The following is a 16,913-nucleotide window of genomic DNA, read 5'->3' on the forward strand; positions in this document are numbered from 1 at the left end:
CAATGAAAGAAGAACTGAAGCCTTCACGTCGTCAATTCCTGAAGATCAGCGGCGCAGCACTCGCCATGATTCCAGTGGTCGCTGTATCGGGAAAGGCAATGGCCGCAACCAATGCCGCCATGCGCACTTCGATGAAATATCAGGACAAGCCAAACGGAGACAAGCACTGCGCAACCTGCATGCATTTCGTTCCGGGTAAAACACCGAAGGCGCTTGGCGGCTGCAAGATTTTCCCCGGAGACACCGAAATCTCTCCGCAGGGCTATTGCGTGGCTTGGGCTGCCGCCAAGTAGTTATCAGTAATCAATGAATGATTCGCGCATCTGAGCGAAAGCAGGCATGGATGTGCACGTGTGGCGATGACTCGTTCTATGGCTGGTCAGCTTTACGCCGAAAACACGATCTGCTGTTGAAATGAAAAAGGCCGATTCCATTTGGAATCGGCCTTTTTGTATGGTGGTGCGCCCGAAGAGATTCGAACTCCTGACCCCTTGGTTCGTAGGGGCTACTTGTAACTAACTGTTTTTATTTAAAAACAGCAACTTGCAGCGCTTGCCATTTATTTTGTGTATACACCACCAAGTCTTATCCAGTCTCATTCACTGTGAGCGAGGCACGACCAGAACCCCTCAGTCTGGCGTAGCCAGTCTGTGAGCGTATTTGCACAAGAGCAGCGCTGTTGTGCGGCTCTATTTGACGGGCTTCTAACCAATGTGTTCGTTGCATCACTGTGGACCTGCTGCGATGGCCAAATTGAATCAGTGGCTCATATGCGCCGTAACAATGGCGCGATTGACAAACTCAGAAACTCTCGAATAAAGTTCGGCCAACATCACGGCCCGCGCTACGCACGCGAGCCGACCCTGCGGAAGAACAAACAAAACAATTTAATGTAGTACGCGAAGGGGAGGGGGAGCCATGTCGAATGGGATGCGTTCGTGCGTGCAAGGCGTACGAGAGGTCAACCAATTATTAATCCTTCTGGCAAAGATTAAATGTTGTTTGAATCTGCTTGCAGTACGATTTAGACCATCAGTTTGGTATGCCTTTTTCATTGCTTGCGTTCTGTCGATTCCAGCGGTGCATGCTGATTATGTTTATATCCACTTTCCGCCAGGAGATCCCCACGTATTCTATGGGCCAGATGTTGTTTCGGCCGCAACTCAATGGGCCAACTATCAGAACACGCTAAATGCTCAAATAATCACATCTACGTTAGTGATAAATGGGAGTAAGTCGGAAGGTGGTGGCTCCTTCGGATTCTGGACAACTTATGGTGGATTTAATTCGGGTGATTATTATTGGGCTGCTGGGAGTTATTGCCCCGCGGGGCAGATACTGATCTCGTCAGGTAATTGTATTCCCGTGCCAATTTTAAAGAACTCGGGTATTCAAAACACTGATCAGTGTTCTGGCAGCCAGTCGTTCCCTAAGACCTTGATCGGCAACCCGGTAAGATTGACGACAGGCAATAAGTATCAGGAAGACTTGGACTACGCTTGGGAGGGCGCTTCCTCATTGCGATTCATACGTCGCTTTAACAGTATTCCTGGGCCGTTTCCGCTCTATTGGAGTTATAACTATGAGCAGCGCATAGAACCTATCTCCGCCACCAATCCCACCTCAATAAACGTGATTCGTCCCGATGGCAGGGTTTACACCTTCACTTTTGCGAACAACGTATGGACTTCCGACGCAGACGTCAATGATCGTCTGACGGAGCAGACGGATAGCTCTGGGAATTCCCTCGGCTGGCGCTACACTCTCGCTGCCGACGACTCTGTCGAAACCTACGATGCCATCGGCAAGCTTCTATCCATCACCGACCGTTTCGGTCGCACCCAGACCTTAGCTTATGATTCATTGGGTCGGCTCGCTAGAGTTACCGACGTTGCAGGGCGTCAACTCGATTTCACCTACGATGCTATAAATCGGATCCATGCCGTCACCGACCCTGCCGGTGGAGTCATTGCTTATGGCTACGACGCGTCCGGCAATCTTGCGTCCGTCACCTATCCTGACGGCAAGACCAAGACCTACCTGTACGAGAACACCACGTTCCCGCATGCCCTGACCGGCATCACCGACGAGAACGGCGTTCGCTACGCCACCTACCGCTACGACAGCCAGGGCCGCGCCGACGACGAAGACCATGGCGGTGCCGTTGACCACTACAACCTCGCCTACACCACCGACACCTCCGGCAACCCCGTCTCCACCACCGTCACCGACCCTTTGGGCACATCGCGTACGTACAACTTCCAGACCATCCTAGGCGTCGTCAAGTCCACCGGCGTCTCCCAGCCCGGCGGCTCCGGCTGCGGCGCCGCGTCCAGCTCCATCACCTACGACCCCAACGGCAACATCGCCAGCCGTGCCGACTTCAACGGCCACCAGACCTGCTACGCCTACGACCTCACCCGCAACCTCGAAACCGCCCGCGTCGAAGGCCTGGCCTCCAACTCAAGCTGCCCGAGCGATCCTGCCACCTACACCCCGGCTGCCAACAGCGCCGAACGCAAGATCCTCACCGAATGGAGCACCAGCTTCCGCCTGCCGACCAAGCTCACCGAAGCCGGCCGCGAAACCAGCACCGCCTACGATGGCCACGGCAACGTCACGAGTCTCAGCATCAAGGACACCACCCTCAACAAGACCCGCACCTGGACCACCACCTATACCTACCACGCCAGCGTCCCCGGCGTCCTCGTCCAGAAAGTCGAAGACGGCCCCCGCACCGACGTGGCGGATATCACCACCACCGACTACTATGCCCCCGACGAGACCTGTGTCGGCGACCCAATGGGCTGTCGCGGCCAGGTCAAGCAAGTCACCAATGCGCTCGGCCACATCACCACGGTTAACGAATACGACGCCAACGGCCACGTCCTCAAGACCACCGACCCCAACGGCCTCGTCACCACCTTCACCTACAGCCCGCGCGGCTGGCTTCTCTCCCGTACTGTCGGCACTGAAACCACCCGCTTCGACTACGACTACGTCGGCCAATTGACCAAGTTCACCCGTCCCGACGGCAGCTTCGTCAGCTTCGAATACGACTCCGCCCACCGCCTTACCGCCATCGTCGACCAGACCGGCAACCGCCTGACCTACACCCTCGACCCCATGGGCAACCGCATCCATGAAGCAATCACCATGCCCGGCAACAGCACCGTCTACTACGCCCACAGCCGCACCTTCGATGCGCTGGGCCGCCTGTGGCAGGACATCGGCGCCACCAACCAGACCATCACCTACCAGTACGACGCCCAGGGCAACCTGAAGCAGATGGACGGCGCCCGCACCGATGTGACCGATGTCACCAGCCACAGCTACGACGCCCTCGACCGCCTGACCCAGACCCTCAACGCCGACGGCGGCATCGAGCAAACCACTACCAACGCCCTCGACCAGACCACCCAGGTCATCGATCCCGCTAACCAGGCCACCAGCTACAGTGTCAACGCATTGGATAACGTCACCCAGACCCAGAGCGCCGACACCGGCACCACCACTCGCACCTTCGACGCAGCCGGCAACCTCAAGACCGAGACTGACGCCCGCGGCATCACCGTCAGCTATACCTACGATGCCCTGAACCGGCTTACCCAGAAGCAAAGCAGCCAGAGCGGCAGCCCTGTCTATGCATACGTCTACGACAGCTGCGGCGCCGGTCGCCTGTGTTTGACGCAACGCAACGGCACCCCGGACGAGCAGTTCACCTACGATGGACAAGGCCGCCTGGCTTCCCGGCTGACCGCGGGCACGAGCGGCGCCACCGGCTACGCTTACCGTCCCGGCGGCCAGATCGCCACGCTGACCTATCCCACCGGCCGCAGCGTCACCTACAGCTACGACGCCGAGGGGAGAATCATCCAGGTGTCCACCCAGCCCCAAAGCGGCACCCCCGTCACCGTATTGGCCAACAATTTCCTCTCTGGCTATCCCTTCGCCAGCACGTCCTATTACATGTTTTATTATGGCAACGGTACCTGGACATGGCAGTACCTGACGCTGGACTACCGTCCCTCGGGCAGAGTCGACGGCTCTTCCAACAGCGGCACTGGCGCCTACACCAAGAGTTGCAGTTACGATCCGAGCGGCAACATCACGGGGATGGGAGACAATAACGGCACCGGGATCAACTACGCTTACGACGCCACCGGCCGTCTCGTCTCCGCCGTCGACAGCGCCAGCAACGGCTTCGGCAGCCTCGGCTACAGCTACGACAAGAACGGCAACCGCACCGTCGAAACCCGCAACGCCAGCAACCTCAGCTACGTCTACAACCCACCCGGCAGCAACTGGCTCTACCAGCGCGGCAGCGATACCCGCATCAAGAGCCCGAACGGCAACACCCTCAGCAGCGCGGCCGGCAGCTTCGCCTACGACGGTTTCAACCGCCTCGTCACCAGCCAGACCGCAGCGGAGACCACCACCTACACCTACAACGCCCTCGGCGAGCGCATCAAGAAAATCAACCAGAACGGTCTGTCCACGGTCTTCCACTATGGTCCGGACGGCGAACTGCTCTACGAACAGGACCAGGCCGGCAACACCAAGGCCTACGTCTGGCTCGACGGACGGCCCTTGGCCAGGATCGACAACAACGCGCAGATTTACTACTACCACGTCGATCATCTGGGGACACCGTGGGCGATGACGGACCAGAGTGGAACAACAGTCTGGAAGGCGAACTATGAACCGTTCGGGAAGGCGACCGTGACAGTCAGCACCGTGACGAACAACCTGAGGTTGCCGGGGCAGTACTATGACCGGGAGACGGGGCTGCACTACAACTACGCAAGGGATTACGATCCGACCACAGGTAGGTACATCGAGGCTGACCCGATTGGACTCGACGGCGGCATGAACCTCTACGGATATGCCAATCAGAATCCGTTGTTGTTTACTGACCCTACGGGCACGATTGCAATTGCAGATGATGTAATTATCGGTGGTGTGATCATTGCGGGTGCAGCGATTAGCTCACCCGCAGGTCAGAAGGCGATCTCAGACACGATTACTGCCGTCAAGAAATTTTGCGAGCGGAGTGATGATTGTGAGAAGTTGTACGCGGATATCGACCGGCTCGTGAATCAATTGCAGCGACGCAATCGGCAACTTCGAGAAAATCGTGGTGACTTACCGATAACTGGCCCAAATTCAATTGAAGGACATCGCCAGAAATTCAGAGACCGGCAAGCAGAGCTACGTGACAAGCTGAACCAAGCGAATGCGAAAGGTTGTGTCAATTACAGACCGGACGCATGGAATTGGGCAACTGTCATTGCACCTTATCCAATTGGAATGTGAAAGAAGAATCATGGACGCAGCGGAACAGCAACGACTTGTTAACGACTGGATAGCTTTTCATCATGCGGAGGAAGACACTTCCGAATGCGATGAATTGCGCTGGGCTGAACAAAAGCTCTCGAATCTTAGTTTTGAAAACCCTATGCTTTGTCTCGATTTGGTGCTTGAAATCATCAAGCTGGATACATCTGATAAGGTTATTGCGGGCTTGGCAGCGGGGCCGGTCGAAGATATGCTGGTCGAGAAAGGTGATTTGGTTATTAGCCGCTTCGAAAAACTCGCGTCAGCCAATACTCTGTTTAAGAAAATACTGGGGGGGGTTTGGTTGGGCGATGAAGTTTCCGAGTCCATTGTTGATCGCTTTGAGGCGATACGCGGAGATCGCTGGTAACTGCCTGTACAGATCAAGTATTCACCAGACACCGGCCCCGAGCCGGTGTTGTTTTAAGCGGCCTCTGCCGCCGGCTGCCTCGTTTTTGCCATCGATAGCTCGACGAACGGTCACGGCAGCCTCGCCTGGATCTACGACAGGAATGTGATTATGAACGAAGTGAAGTGTGACTTGACAATCCGGCTTGACGAGTCTGGAAGGAAATTTCTGTTCTTCACAACAAGAAAAACAGTTGAAACCGGTGGATCAAAGCAAGGTCCACCAATGTTCTCTGTAGAGATTGACTTTGATGAGTTGAAAAACAGAGGGGGCTCTGGTGCTGAGCAGCTTATCGGGGAAAGCGTTCTCGGTTTCTTTGATCATCTGACCGATGGCCGTCTTGACCTACCGAAGCATTATCAAGACTGAGCGATCACAGGCAGGGCAGCAGAGGCGAGCCCACACCACCGGACGCCTGACCGGCGCCGCCGGCAGTTTCGGCAGCCTCGGCTACAGCTACGACAAGAACGGCAACCGCACCGTCGAAACCCGCAACGCCAGCACTCTCAGCTACGTCTACAGCCCGCCCAACTGGCTCTACCAGCGCGGCAGCGACACCCGCATCAAGAGCCCCAACGGCAATACCGTCAGCAGCGCCGCAGGCAGCTTCGCCTACGACGGCTACAACCGCCTTGTCACCAGCCAGACCGCAGCGGAGACCACGACCTACACCTACAACGCTCTCGGCGAGCGCATCAAGAAGATCAACCAGAACGGTCTGGCCACCAGCTTCCATTACGGACCCAACGGCGAACTGCTGTACGAACAGGACCAGGCCGGCAACACCAAGGCCTACGTCTGGCTGAACGGCCGCCCCCTGGCGCGGATCGACAACAGCACGACGATTTACTACTATCACGTCGACCATCTGGGGACGCCGCAGGCGATGACGAACGCGTCAGGGACGGTCGTATGGAAGGCGGACTACGAGCCGTTTGGCAAGGCGACCGTGACGGTCAACACCATCGAGAACAACCTGAGGCTGCCGGGGCAGTACTACGACCGCGAGACGGGGATGCAGTACAACTACTTCAGGGATTACGATCCAACGACGGGGCGATACGTGGAAGCCGACCCAATCGGTATTACTGGCGGCCTCAATGTTTACGAATATGCCCGCTCCAATCCGCTGGCCTATACCGATCCGCTGGGATTGTATGGACTTCCGTGGGAGACACCACCAAACTTCAATCCGCTGGCACCGAAATCAGGACCGACTGCTCCCCGTGGGAGTCTCGGGGCTTCAGCAACGATTGGCTCTACAACAGTGGGTCGCTCCACAAACTCCGATGGTGTGGTATGGGGACAAACCACGCAGATCAGTGTCGGAGCTTCTGTTGATATTTGCTTCAACACACCCCCTCCACAGGCATGTTCGGCAACTCCTTCGACGCCCCGAGCACCGGATTTTTATTCATACGGTGTTGGTAAGAACTTGGGGCTGACGGTTAATTCTGATTCTTCATTTTGCATAAATGTTGGGCCGTCGTTTGGCCTGCCCGGTGGTTTTGGTTGGAACTTGGCGCCTCGAGGGAAATGAAATGTCGACTTTTGAATGGGTTCTTTTGGCCTTGATGATCGTGGTCGTTCTCATGGGCGGCTATTACCAGTTTCAAATGCTTTCCAAGTCGAAGGAGGGTGCCCTATCAAGCGTTTGGAGGGGCGCCTGGATATTTCACCCCGAATTATTAAAAGAAGATGGTCTGCCGTACCGAAAGAAGCTGCTCTTATGCTTGGGAATTTTTTTCGCGCTGATGTTAATAATGCTAGCTTTGAACAAGCAATGAGTGATGGCAGAGAATCTCTCCGCCCTCGACAACGCCAGCAACGGCTTCGGCAGCCTCGCCTGGACCTACGACAAGAACGGCAACCGCCAGAGCGAGACCCGCAACGCCGGCACCATGTCCTACGCCTACAGCCCGCCCAACTGGTTGTACCAAGCCGGCAGCGATACGCGAACCCGGACCGCCTACGGCAACACCGCCTCGACCAGCACGGCCAGCTTCACCTACGACGGCTACAACCGCCTCGTCAGCAGCCAGACCGCAGCGGAGACCACCACCTATACCTACAATGCGCTGGGCCAGCGCATCAAGAAGATCAACCAGAACGGTCTGGCCACCAGCTTCCACTACGGGCCCAATGGCGAACTGCTGTACGAACAGGACCAAGCCGGCAACACCAAGGCCTACGTCTGGCTCGACGGACGGCTCTTGGCCAGGATCGACAACGACGCCCAGATCTACTACTACTACTACTACCACGTCGATCACCTGGGGACGCCGTGGGCGATGACGGATGCAAGCGGGACCGTCGTGTGGAAGGGCTACTACGATCCGTTCGGCGGTGCCACGCTAAGAGTCAGCACGATCGAGAACAACCTCAGGTTGCCGGGGCAGTACTTCGACCGGGAGACGGGGATGCCCTACGTCTACCAGCAACTCATCAGCCTGCTGCCTGTTGCGCCCATCAAAAATACCGCAAGCCTAAAGAATAATGAGTGCCTCGACCCCATTCGCTGAAGGGATCACCGCCGACGTTCTTCGCACCTTCCTCGCCCTCTGGCCGTTCATTTCCAAAGAAGCCGAAGACGCCCAGCAAATGCTAATCGAGGACCAAGACATACTCCTCGGCAAGGAAGTCGAGTTGTTCGCCTGGTGCCACTTATATGAACTTCCCTTCAAGCAGCACATAGCCGCGGTAAATGCCGGGGTTCTTGTGGGCTATGCAAAAATCCTTCAGGAAGAAGATCTCTCCGGCTGGCATAGACAACTTGCGGACACGCCGGGCCAGATCGCGGCACTGCCAGACGTTATTAGCCAAGTCGAGCATCACTTTGACGCGCAAGAACTCAGCAAGGCGGATGCGGAGGAAATGCGTCCCACGCTAGCAGCTTATCTAGGGCTAGCGTTATCCATGTATAACAGCCTGCGCTGCGTGCTGTATCACGGCTGTTTCTTGAATGAACTTATCGAGCGCGTCCGGGCGGACAATGACAAGGCATTATTCGATGCTATTCGTGTTGATCCAACCGTAATCGGATGCCCGTCTGTGAGCAACAGAATCAGCAAGGCAGCATTATTGAGGGACGACGACTTTTTTGACAAGCTCAAGGCCGCCATCAACGGCACGCTGGCAAAGCGCGATCAAGCGAACTTCCAAAAAATGCGCCTTGTGCTTGAGATTTTGCATGAAGCAGGGGCGACACGCTTAAGCGACGCCCAACTCCATGAACTCTTTGTTGAGGAGTTGAAGCTCTACTCCGGCCATGCTGAAGGTGGCGGCAGCGCCAAAGCCTTGCGCAAGTTTTGCGATACCTATATGAAGAAAAGCGCAATCACTCAAAAACCCGATTTTTGAGTGGAAGCCTTTTCCTGGGCTGAAGCAAATGATCTCTGGCGTCGCGATTGCATGGGTGCAGTCGCTCAACACGACCCAGGAGATTTTCATGTCAGTTCCAACATATCAGCCTTCGGATTTGTCCGATTGTGAGACCGGCTATCACGAACCGCCCAGTCAGCATACCGCAGCGGAGAACGCCCGCACGGATGCGCGCCGTGGCGCGCGCCAGGCGGGCGGTCGCAGCAGCGATCCAGCGGACGGAAAGGGTGTGCCGCCTACTAACAGAACACCCTGTACTTACAATCCAGAAACTTTCAAGGCTCTGCGCTATGGTGTGGACAGTCTGTACGTTTCCTATCCCGGCGTGTTGTCCGAAGAATGGGATCGCAAGCTAGCTGACCTGAAAGCACTGGCCCAATCAGAAAACGAGTTCGAGCAAGCAACTGCGCAAGTCGTGATTGGTGAACACCTTTTCGAAGTGCGCGACAAAGGCCGAGGCCGCTTTGCTTATGTGCTGGTGGATAACTGCTACCACCTCCAAGCCAGCAACAAGAACTCCAAGGTGCTGCCGCTCGCCTATGTGCAGATTTCCAGCGAGTATCTTGCGAACGTCGGGGTGGAGCAGGCGGAGCAATCCCTGCGGTACATCGTCAACACGCTCGGGTTGGTCAATGAACCGGCCAACATCAGCCGCGTCGATCTGTTCGTGGATTTCACTGCCGGCCTGAGAATGGATTCATTCGATCCGTTGCAGGATTGGGTGACACGCACGCAGAGCATTGACCTGCACTACCGCTACCAACAATTCTCCGGCTGGAGTTTTGGGATGGGTGGCGATATCGGCGCACGTCTTTACAACAAGTGCCTTGAAATCGAAAAGAAGTCGCGCAAGGTCTACCTCTACGAATTGTGGCAGGCCGCTGGCTGGGACAGGGCTGCAACGGTGTGGCGCATGGAGTTCGAGGCCAAGCGCAATGTGCTGAAAGAGCTGGGCATCTGCAAGCTGGATCACTTGTTACGGTTGCAATCCGCATTGTGGATTTACCTCACCCAGGATTGGCTACGCCTTGCCGTGCCGGCACCAAGCGATACGAACCGGACACGCTGGCCGACGCACCCATTATGGGATCAGATCGTCCGTGTTTTCGATCAGCAGGGCGAACAGCCCAAACTGAAACGGTTTAGCTCGATGCGCCTGCCAGCCGATGAACGGCTATTCGTGCATGGGCTGGGCGGACTGACTTCGTTCATGGCGGCGCGAGGCATCGAGGATATGAGCGAGGGGATCGGCGAATTCTTTCATCAGGCAACCGAGTTTCATAATTCGCGTTCCAGCCTCAAGCACTTGGGGCTGGAGTTATACCTTGACCGCAAAGTGAAGGGGAAAGGTCGTCGCTACAACTCCCTGAACAACCGCCGGAATCTGGCTGACGACCAGATCGAAGGAGCTGACAAGGCCGACGCCTACCAACAAGCCAGAGATGGCGAATGATGGAGACGCTCGATCTTGAACAAGCCGCCCGTTTCCTCAAGCTCCATCCAGAAGAACTGCGCCGGCGCGCTAGGGCGGGCGCGGTGCCTGCCGCCAAGGTGGGCAAGCGATGGGTATTTCTCGCCCCCGATCTTGCCGACTATCTGCGCTCGTTCTATGCTGTGCCTCGGCAAGCGTTGCAAGTGATGCTGGGAAAGGAAGGTAACCCATGTCACTTATCAAACGCGGCAAGGTCTGGTGGGTCGATGTTGTCTCCCCAAACGGGGAACGAATACGCCGATCTACTGGGACTGAAGAGGAAACCCTCGCGCAGGAGTATCACGACCGGCTAAAGGTGGAGCTGTGGCAGATCGCCCGTTTGGGTGTCCGGCCACGTCACACCTGGGACGAAGCCGTGGTGCGATGGCTGAAAGAGCAAAACCACAAGGCGACGATCCAGACAGACAAGACGCATTTGCGCTGGATGGATCGGTTTCTGAGTGGCAAGGTTCTGGACACCATCAATCGCGACCTGATCGATAAGATCATGGACGCGAAACTTGCCGAGGGGGTTACGCATGCAACGGTGAATCGCGTACTGGAAGTGCTGCGCGCCATCCTGCGTAAATGCGTCAATGAATGGGAATGGCTGGATCGGGCACCTTACGTCAAGATGCTCAAGGAACCGACCCGGCGTATCCGATACTTGACGCATAACGAGGCGCAACGGCTGCTGGACGCCTTGCCGGAGCATCTGGCAGACATGGCGGCGTTTTCACTTGCCACGGGATTGCGGCGAGCGAATGTCACTGGTTTGCAGTGGTCGCAAGTTGATTTGACGCGAAGACTGGCGTGGATACATCCCGATCAGGCCAAAGCGCGAAAGGCGATTGCGGTGCCGCTTAATGCGGAAGCCGTGCTGCTGATCCGCAAGTGGATAGGGAAGCATACCACGCACGTTTTCAGCTTCAACGGCAGGCCGATTACCCAGGTCAGCACCAAGGCCTGGTACAAAGGACTGTCGGCGGCGGGGATCGAAGATTTTCGCTGGCACGATTTGCGGCACACCTGGGCAAGTTGGCATGTGCAGAATGGCACGCCGTTATTTGCCTTGCAGGAATTGGGCGGTTGGGAAAGCCCGGAGATGGTGCGGCGGTATGCGCATCTATCAGCGGATCATCTCGCGCCCTATGCGGATCGCCTCTGCGCCTTGAGGGTTGTGGATGTGCCGGAACATGGCACGTTTATGGCACAAAGCCAAAAGTAAAAGGGGCTAGCTTTCGCTAACCCCTTGAATTTTGGTGCGCCCGAAGAGATTCGAACTCCTGACCCCTTGGTTCGTAGCCAAGTACTCTATCCAGCTGAGCTACGGGCGCTTTGAAGGTTGCGCATTATACGCAGTTTTGGTGATCTTGGACAGGTGTAACTTGTCTGCAATCTGAATTTGGCGGAGACGGAGGGATTCGAACCCTCGATGCAGGTTTAAGCCCGCATGCTCCCTTAGCAGGGGAGTACCTTCAACCTCTCGGCCACGTCTCCGAACCGCCGCGCATTGTAGCGGAATGCGCGGCGGAAAGCCACCTTACGCACTGGCTTTGTCGAGTTCGAAGGCCTGGTGCAGCGCGCGCACGGCGAGTTCCATGTATTTGTCCTCGACCACCACCGAGATCTTGATTTCCGAGGTGGAGATCATCTGCAGGTTGATGTTTTCCTTGGACAGGGTTTCGAACATCTTGCGCGCGATGCCGACGTGCGAACGCATGCCGACGCCGACGATGGAGACCTTGGCGATCTTGTCGTCGCCGGTGATTTCGCGTGCGCCGGTGGTTGCAGCATTGGCCTTGACGATGTCCATGGCCTTGGCGAAATCGTTGCGGTGCACGGTGAAGGTGAAGTCGGTGGTGTTCGCGTGGCCGACGTTCTGCACGATCATGTCGACGTCGATGTTGGCGTCGGCCACCGGGCCGAGGATCTGGTAGGCGATGCCGGGCTGGTCGGGCACGCCGACCACGGTGATTTTGGCTTCGTCGCGGTTGAACGCGATGCCGGAGATGATGGCCTGTTCCATGTTGTCGCTTTCCTCGAAGGTGATGAGCGTACCGTCGCCTTCATCCTGAAAGCTCGACAGCACGCGGAGTTTGACTTTGTATTTGCCGGCGAATTCGACCGAGCGGATCTGCAGTACCTTGGAACCGAGGCTCGCCATTTCGAGCATTTCCTCGAAGGTGACGGTCTTCAGTCGGCGTGCCTCGGGCACGATGCGCGGATCGGTGGTGTAGACGCCGTCGACGTCGGTGTAGATCTGGCACTCGTCGGCTTTGAGCGCAGCAGCCAGCGCGACGCCGGTGGTGTCGGAGCCGCCGCGGCCCAGCGTGGTGATGTTGCCCTGTTCGTCGACGCCCTGGAAGCCGGCGACCACGACCACGTGGCCGGAATCGAGGTCGCGTCGCATGTTGGCTTCGTCGATGCTGAGAATGCGTGCCTTGGTGAAGGCGTTGTCCGTGAGAATGCGCACCTGCGCGCCGGTATAGCTCTTGGCTTTCAGGCCGAGGTCTTTCAGCGCCATGGCGAGCAGGGCGATGGTGACCTGTTCGCCGGTGGACACCAGCATGTCGAGTTCGCGCGGGTCGGGCTGTGCCTGAATGCCTTTCGCCAGCGCGATCAGCCGGTTGGTCTCGCCCGACATGGCCGAGAGTACGACCACCACTTGGTGGCCGAGCATTTTGAATTTGGCGACGCGTTCCGCTACGGCGCGGATACGTTCGACGTTGGCGACCGAGGTGCCGCCGTATTTTTGTACGATGAGTGCCATGTTAGGGCCAGGGGTTGAGGGCTAGGTAAAGGCGGGATTTTAATGGATTACCGCGTAAACAGGGCAATCGACTCCACATGTGCGGTATGCGGGAACATGTTGGCGACGCCGGCAGCTTCGAGCCGATAACCCTTGACGTGCACCAGTACCTCGGCGTCCCGTGCCAGCGTGGCGGGGTCGCACGAGACATAGACGATACGCTGTGGCGCACCATCGTCGGGCAGCGATTTGACGACCTCGATGGCGCCGGAGCGCGGCGGATCGATCAGCAGCTTGTCGAAATGCCCGAGGGCGGCGAATTTCTCGGGCGCCATTTCGAACAGGTTGTCGACCACGAAGTGGGCGTTGGGCAGCGCGTTATGCAGGGCATTCGCGCGCGCGCGGGCGACGAGTTCCGTACTGCCTTCGATGCCGAGTACGTTGGCCCCGCTTCGGGCGATGGGCAGGGTGAAGTTGCCCAGGCCGCAGAACAGGTCGGCAATGCGCTCGCCCGGTTGCGGGTCGAGCAGGCGCAGTGCGCGGCTAACCAGCGCGCGGTTGATGGCGGTGTTGACCTGGGTGAAATCGGTGGGTCTGAACGGCATCGTCAGGCCGAATTCGGGCAGGCTGTAGCTGAGCTCGGGCGCGATGTCGGGCCAGAACGGGCGCACGGTGTCGGGGCCTTTGGCCTGCTCCCAGATCTGTACGCGATGCCGGTCGGCGAACGCCCTCACCTGGGCGGCATCCTCGTCGGTCCAGGGTTCGAGCAGTCGGAACACCAGCACGGTGACATGCTCACCGACCGCAACCTCGATCTGCGGGATACGGTCGGCGTTCGACAGCATCCCGATCAGTTCACGCAGCGGCTGGATCAGCGCCGAGACATCCGGGGTGAGCACTTCGCAGCTCGCCATGTCGGCGATGAAGCTGGAGCGCTTTTCGCGAAAGCCGACCAGCCCGCCGCCTTTCTTGTCGACCCAGCGCGCGGACAGGCGCGCACGGGTGCGATAGCCCCAGCTCGGTCCGTGCAGGGCGGACAACATTACATCGGGTTTGACCTTGCCGATGCGGGCCAGGTTGTCTTCCAGTACGCGCTGCTTGGCCGCCACTTGGGCGCTGGCTTCCAGATGCTGCATCGAGCAGCCGCCGCAGCGGCCGAAATACGGGCAGCGCGGCGCGGCACGCTGCGCGCTGGCCTTGAGAATGGCGATGGCGTTGGCCGAGTTGTATTTGGCATGTTTGCGGTAAATGGCGATTTCCGCGCGTTCGCCCGCCAGCGCGCCATCGACGAAAGTGACCTTGCCGTCGACGCGCGCGACGCCGTGGCCCTCATGGTCGAGGGAAAGAATGTCGACGATTGGATTCATGCCCACGCCGCCAGGAATTCCTGCCAGTGCGGGGCAGGGTGGGCTTGCACCGTGCTGCGCGCCAATTCGATCTCGGCGGTGTAGGCCGACTCGTTCAGCGTGCCACGCATTTTCTGGAAGCGCAGATAGACCAGCCACGTGTTCATGACATCGGTTTCACAGTAATTGCGGATGGCTTCGATCTCGCCGTTCTGGAAGGCGTCCAGCACTTTCGAGCCATCCATCCCCAGTTTGCCTGGAAAGCCGCATAGCTTGGCCATCTGATCGAGCGGCGCGTTGGCGCGCGGCTGGTACATCGCCAGCACGTCCATCAGGTCGAGGTGGCGGGTGTGGTAGCGCCCGAGATAGCTGTTCCACTTGAATTCCTTGTCGTCGTCGCCCCAGTCCCAGTAGCGCGCGGCCGCCACACCATGAATCAGCGCGCGGTAATGCAGTACCGGCAGGTCGAAACCACCGCCGTTCCATGACACCAGTTGGGGGGTATAGCGTTCGATGCCGTCATAGAAGCGCTGGATCAGTTCGTCCTCGCTGCTGTCGGGCTCGCCGAGCGACCACACCTTGAGCTGGTCGCCGCTTCTGAGGACGCAGGAAATGGCGACGATACGGTGCAGGTGGTGCGGCATGAAATCGCTGCCGGTTTTCTGGCGGCGGGCAAGCAGCGCCATTTCGGCGAGCTCGGCCTGCGGCAGCGCCGCTTCGTCTATACCGTTGACGGCGGCGAACCCGGCAAGGTCGGGGATCGTTTCAATGTCGAAAACCAGGGTGGGATGCATGGCGGGCGGCAAACAAAAACCGCCATTTTACGCTGTCAATGCAGGGCGGCGTCGAGTTCGGATGCGGCGATCAAGGCGTCCAGATAGGCCACGGAAATCTGGTGCAGCGGAATATCCAGTTGCTGCGCGTACGAAGCCAATGTCTCGACGTCGTTGTTCTCGCAGGCATAGGTCAATTGCAGCATGGCCCCTTCGGGCGAAGGGTGTGAGCTCAGTGCGCGCGCACTGGTTGCCGACAGGCCCAGCTTGCGGATGAGCGTTTCCACCGGCAGCGACAGCGCATGAGTGGCGGTCGACAGCAGGCCGATTTCGAATGCGGCGGCGGCACTCTCGGCCGGCGCACCCAGGCGGGTGATCTTCCCCATGAACAGCGCGCGTGTCAGCGCGGTGATGGCATAGTGACGCGAGGATTCAGTGGGCTGCCTGCCAGCCAGCGCCAGCAGGGCCGCCACGCGTCCGGCGCGCTGAGGGCCCAGCATGATGAGCGCATGCGCCGTCGATTCGGCAGGCCGGCTCAAGCCACCAGCCTGGGAGTTGGCAATGGCAAGCAGGCGCGGTGCCATGTCGGGGTTCAGGCGGAAGAACTGCACCAGGGTTTCAACCGATTCGCGCAGGGCGATGGCCAGCAGATCCAGTTGGACGGCCTGTTCATGGCTGATTTCGGCAGGCTGGGTATCGCCGGAGAAGAAGCTTCCCCGGAACCAGGTATTACCGGGCCAGCGAGCCTGGGCGTGGGCATGCCGCACACCATCCACGATCAGGCGCGCAGCAACGGCAGGCGGCGTGTCGTCGGCATTGCAGGCAAGGTAGCGCCAGGCGGATATGCTGTCCTGCACAACCGCATCCTTGGGGTTGAGTGTGGGGCAGAACGTCAACCCCGCATCCTGCAGAGCCAGGGCGCGCGCGAGATGCTGCTCGTTGTCGAGGCTCACGCACCAGATCAGCTGGCGGTGGTTGAGTTGTTGCGGAACTTCGCTGAACAGCATGCCCGTGCTGATTCGCACCAGCAGGGGCAGTTCGCCGGTCAGACCGTCCTGCGTCAGGGAATACAGGCCGGTCAGCAACATGTCCTCCTCCATTTGCCGGAGTTCAGCTGGTGCATCGGCGGCGGCGGCCCGGCCGCGCAGAACGAGCTGGTGCGCAACCAGATTGGAGGCGACATCGAACAGCGGATCGAACGACAGAAAGCGTGCCCGCAAGACTTCCTCGCGAACCGGGTCGCTGCTGGCTATGCCGAGCATCTGCGTCACCACCACGGGCTGTTCGGATTCGGTGGTATTGATGCCGCCGCCGACGATGCGCGATGGAGGGGAGTCGTCTGAGATCATGTCGCTCACTACGGGATTTGTGCGTTCATTCTAGCGCCGAGAAGCATTTTTCGCGTGCTTGCGTCATCATGGAATCTTGTGGAGAGACTTGGACG

The 16,913-nt window shown here is 58.3% G+C and carries 15 protein-coding genes and 2 tRNA genes; 11 read left to right on the forward strand and 6 right to left on the reverse strand.

The window, feature by feature from the left end; all coding sequences use genetic code 11:
- Positions 1 to 2: 2 nt before the first annotated feature.
- From B058_RS0112305 to B058_RS0112355, 11 genes are all read left to right on the forward strand, one after another.
- Complete coding sequence (locus tag B058_RS0112305) at positions 3 to 293, forward strand: high-potential iron-sulfur protein (RefSeq protein WP_018508791.1); 291 nt, start codon at positions 3 to 5, stop codon at positions 291 to 293.
- 637 nt (positions 294 to 930) lie between these two features.
- Complete coding sequence (locus tag B058_RS0112310) at positions 931 to 5,316, forward strand: RHS repeat-associated core domain-containing protein (protein WP_157265855.1); 4,386 nt, start codon at positions 931 to 933, stop codon at positions 5,314 to 5,316.
- A gap of 10 nt (positions 5,317 to 5,326) precedes the next feature.
- Positions 5,327 to 5,707 (forward strand): DUF6869 domain-containing protein, encoded by a 381-nt coding sequence (locus B058_RS0112315; protein WP_018508793.1) that lies wholly within the window; start codon positions 5,327 to 5,329, stop codon positions 5,705 to 5,707.
- Positions 5,708 to 5,857: 150 nt separating this feature from the next.
- Entirely contained in the window at positions 5,858 to 6,115 is a 258-nt protein-coding gene (locus tag B058_RS17910) for a hypothetical protein (RefSeq protein WP_157265838.1), read from the forward strand.
- Positions 6,078 to 7,286, forward strand: coding sequence for an RHS repeat-associated core domain-containing protein (locus B058_RS18350; protein WP_018508794.1), 1,209 nt, complete (start codon positions 6,078 to 6,080; stop codon positions 7,284 to 7,286). The genes B058_RS17910 and B058_RS18350 overlap by 38 nt, the downstream gene beginning before the upstream one ends.
- Position 7,287: 1 nt before the next feature.
- A complete protein-coding gene (locus tag B058_RS18060) occupies positions 7,288 to 7,533 on the forward strand; it encodes a hypothetical protein (RefSeq protein WP_018508795.1) in 246 nt (81 codons plus the stop codon).
- Positions 7,534 to 7,536: 3 nt separating this feature from the next.
- Positions 7,537 to 8,268: an RHS repeat domain-containing protein gene (locus B058_RS0112335; protein ID WP_018508796.1), complete on the forward strand. Its 732-nt coding sequence runs from the start codon at positions 7,537 to 7,539 to the stop codon at positions 8,266 to 8,268.
- The gene (locus B058_RS0112340; protein ID WP_018508797.1) at positions 8,243 to 9,106 is read left to right on the forward strand and encodes a hypothetical protein; all 864 of its coding nucleotides are present in this window, start codon (positions 8,243 to 8,245) and stop codon (positions 9,104 to 9,106) included. The genes B058_RS0112335 and B058_RS0112340 overlap by 26 nt, the downstream gene beginning before the upstream one ends.
- A gap of 28 nt (positions 9,107 to 9,134) precedes the next feature.
- Positions 9,135 to 10,580 (forward strand): hypothetical protein, encoded by a 1,446-nt coding sequence (locus B058_RS0112345; RefSeq protein WP_018508798.1) that lies wholly within the window; start codon positions 9,135 to 9,137, stop codon positions 10,578 to 10,580.
- Positions 10,580 to 10,912 (forward strand): helix-turn-helix domain-containing protein, encoded by a 333-nt coding sequence (locus tag B058_RS17585; RefSeq protein ID WP_245539305.1) that lies wholly within the window; start codon positions 10,580 to 10,582, stop codon positions 10,910 to 10,912. Before B058_RS0112345 ends, B058_RS17585 begins: the two co-directional genes overlap by 1 nt.
- Positions 10,798 to 11,826, forward strand: coding sequence for a tyrosine-type recombinase/integrase (locus B058_RS0112355; RefSeq protein WP_245539306.1), 1,029 nt, complete (start codon positions 10,798 to 10,800; stop codon positions 11,824 to 11,826). The genes B058_RS17585 and B058_RS0112355 overlap by 115 nt, the downstream gene beginning before the upstream one ends.
- 32 nt (positions 11,827 to 11,858) lie before the next feature.
- On the opposite strand, the gene B058_RS0112360 is transcribed toward B058_RS0112355, so the two are convergent.
- From B058_RS0112360 to B058_RS0112385, 6 genes are all read right to left on the reverse strand, one after another.
- Positions 11,859 to 11,935 (reverse strand) — tRNA-Arg (locus B058_RS0112360).
- 69 nt (positions 11,936 to 12,004) lie between these two features.
- Positions 12,005 to 12,098, reverse strand: a tRNA-Ser gene (locus tag B058_RS0112365).
- A gap of 43 nt (positions 12,099 to 12,141) precedes the next feature.
- Positions 12,142 to 13,371: an aspartate kinase gene (locus tag B058_RS0112370; protein ID WP_018508800.1), complete on the reverse strand. Its 1,230-nt coding sequence runs from the start codon at positions 13,369 to 13,371 to the stop codon at positions 12,142 to 12,144.
- A gap of 47 nt (positions 13,372 to 13,418) precedes the next feature.
- Entirely contained in the window at positions 13,419 to 14,717 is a 1,299-nt protein-coding gene (gene rlmD, locus B058_RS0112375; RefSeq protein WP_018508801.1) for a 23S rRNA (uracil(1939)-C(5))-methyltransferase RlmD, read from the reverse strand.
- A complete protein-coding gene (locus tag B058_RS0112380; protein ID WP_018508802.1) occupies positions 14,714 to 15,490 on the reverse strand; it encodes a 3'-5' exonuclease in 777 nt (258 codons plus the stop codon). Before B058_RS0112380 ends, rlmD begins: the two co-directional genes overlap by 4 nt.
- 35 nt (positions 15,491 to 15,525) lie before the next feature.
- Entirely contained in the window at positions 15,526 to 16,818 is a 1,293-nt protein-coding gene (locus B058_RS0112385) for an EAL and HDOD domain-containing protein (protein WP_018508803.1), read from the reverse strand.
- Positions 16,819 to 16,913 lie beyond the last annotated feature (95 nt).

The organism is Thiobacillus thioparus DSM 505, from assembly GCF_000373385.1.
GTDB lineage: Bacteria > Pseudomonadota > Gammaproteobacteria > Burkholderiales > Thiobacillaceae > Thiobacillus > Thiobacillus thioparus.

What these genes read in the sequence shown, in the direction of transcription:
- B058_RS0112305 (WP_018508791.1), top strand. Translation starts at nt 3, where the DNA reads ATGAAAGAAGAACTGAAGCCTTCACGTCGTCAATTCCTGAAGATCAGC.
- B058_RS0112310 (WP_157265855.1), top strand. Translation starts at nt 931, where the DNA reads ATGCGTTCGTGCGTGCAAGGCGTACGAGAGGTCAACCAATTATTAATC.
- B058_RS0112315 (WP_018508793.1), top strand. Translation starts at nt 5,327, where the DNA reads ATGGACGCAGCGGAACAGCAACGACTTGTTAACGACTGGATAGCTTTT.
- B058_RS17910 (WP_157265838.1), top strand. Translation starts at nt 5,858, where the DNA reads ATGAACGAAGTGAAGTGTGACTTGACAATCCGGCTTGACGAGTCTGGA.
- B058_RS18350 (WP_018508794.1), top strand. Translation starts at nt 6,078, where the DNA reads ATGGCCGTCTTGACCTACCGAAGCATTATCAAGACTGAGCGATCACAG.
- B058_RS18060 (WP_018508795.1), top strand. Translation starts at nt 7,288, where the DNA reads ATGTCGACTTTTGAATGGGTTCTTTTGGCCTTGATGATCGTGGTCGTT.
- B058_RS0112335 (WP_018508796.1), top strand. Translation starts at nt 7,537, where the DNA reads ATGGCAGAGAATCTCTCCGCCCTCGACAACGCCAGCAACGGCTTCGGC.
- B058_RS0112340 (WP_018508797.1), top strand. Translation starts at nt 8,243, where the DNA reads ATGAGTGCCTCGACCCCATTCGCTGAAGGGATCACCGCCGACGTTCTT.
- B058_RS0112345 (WP_018508798.1), top strand. Translation starts at nt 9,135, where the DNA reads ATGATCTCTGGCGTCGCGATTGCATGGGTGCAGTCGCTCAACACGACC.
- B058_RS17585 (WP_245539305.1), top strand. Translation starts at nt 10,580, where the DNA reads ATGGAGACGCTCGATCTTGAACAAGCCGCCCGTTTCCTCAAGCTCCAT.
- B058_RS0112370 (WP_018508800.1), bottom strand. Translation starts at nt 13,371, where the DNA reads ATGGCACTCATCGTACAAAAATACGGCGGCACCTCGGTCGCCAACGTC.
- rlmD (WP_018508801.1), bottom strand. Translation starts at nt 14,717, where the DNA reads ATGAATCCAATCGTCGACATTCTTTCCCTCGACCATGAGGGCCACGGC.
- B058_RS0112380 (WP_018508802.1), bottom strand. Translation starts at nt 15,490, where the DNA reads ATGCATCCCACCCTGGTTTTCGACATTGAAACGATCCCCGACCTTGCC.
- B058_RS0112385 (WP_018508803.1), bottom strand. Translation starts at nt 16,818, where the DNA reads ATGATCTCAGACGACTCCCCTCCATCGCGCATCGTCGGCGGCGGCATC.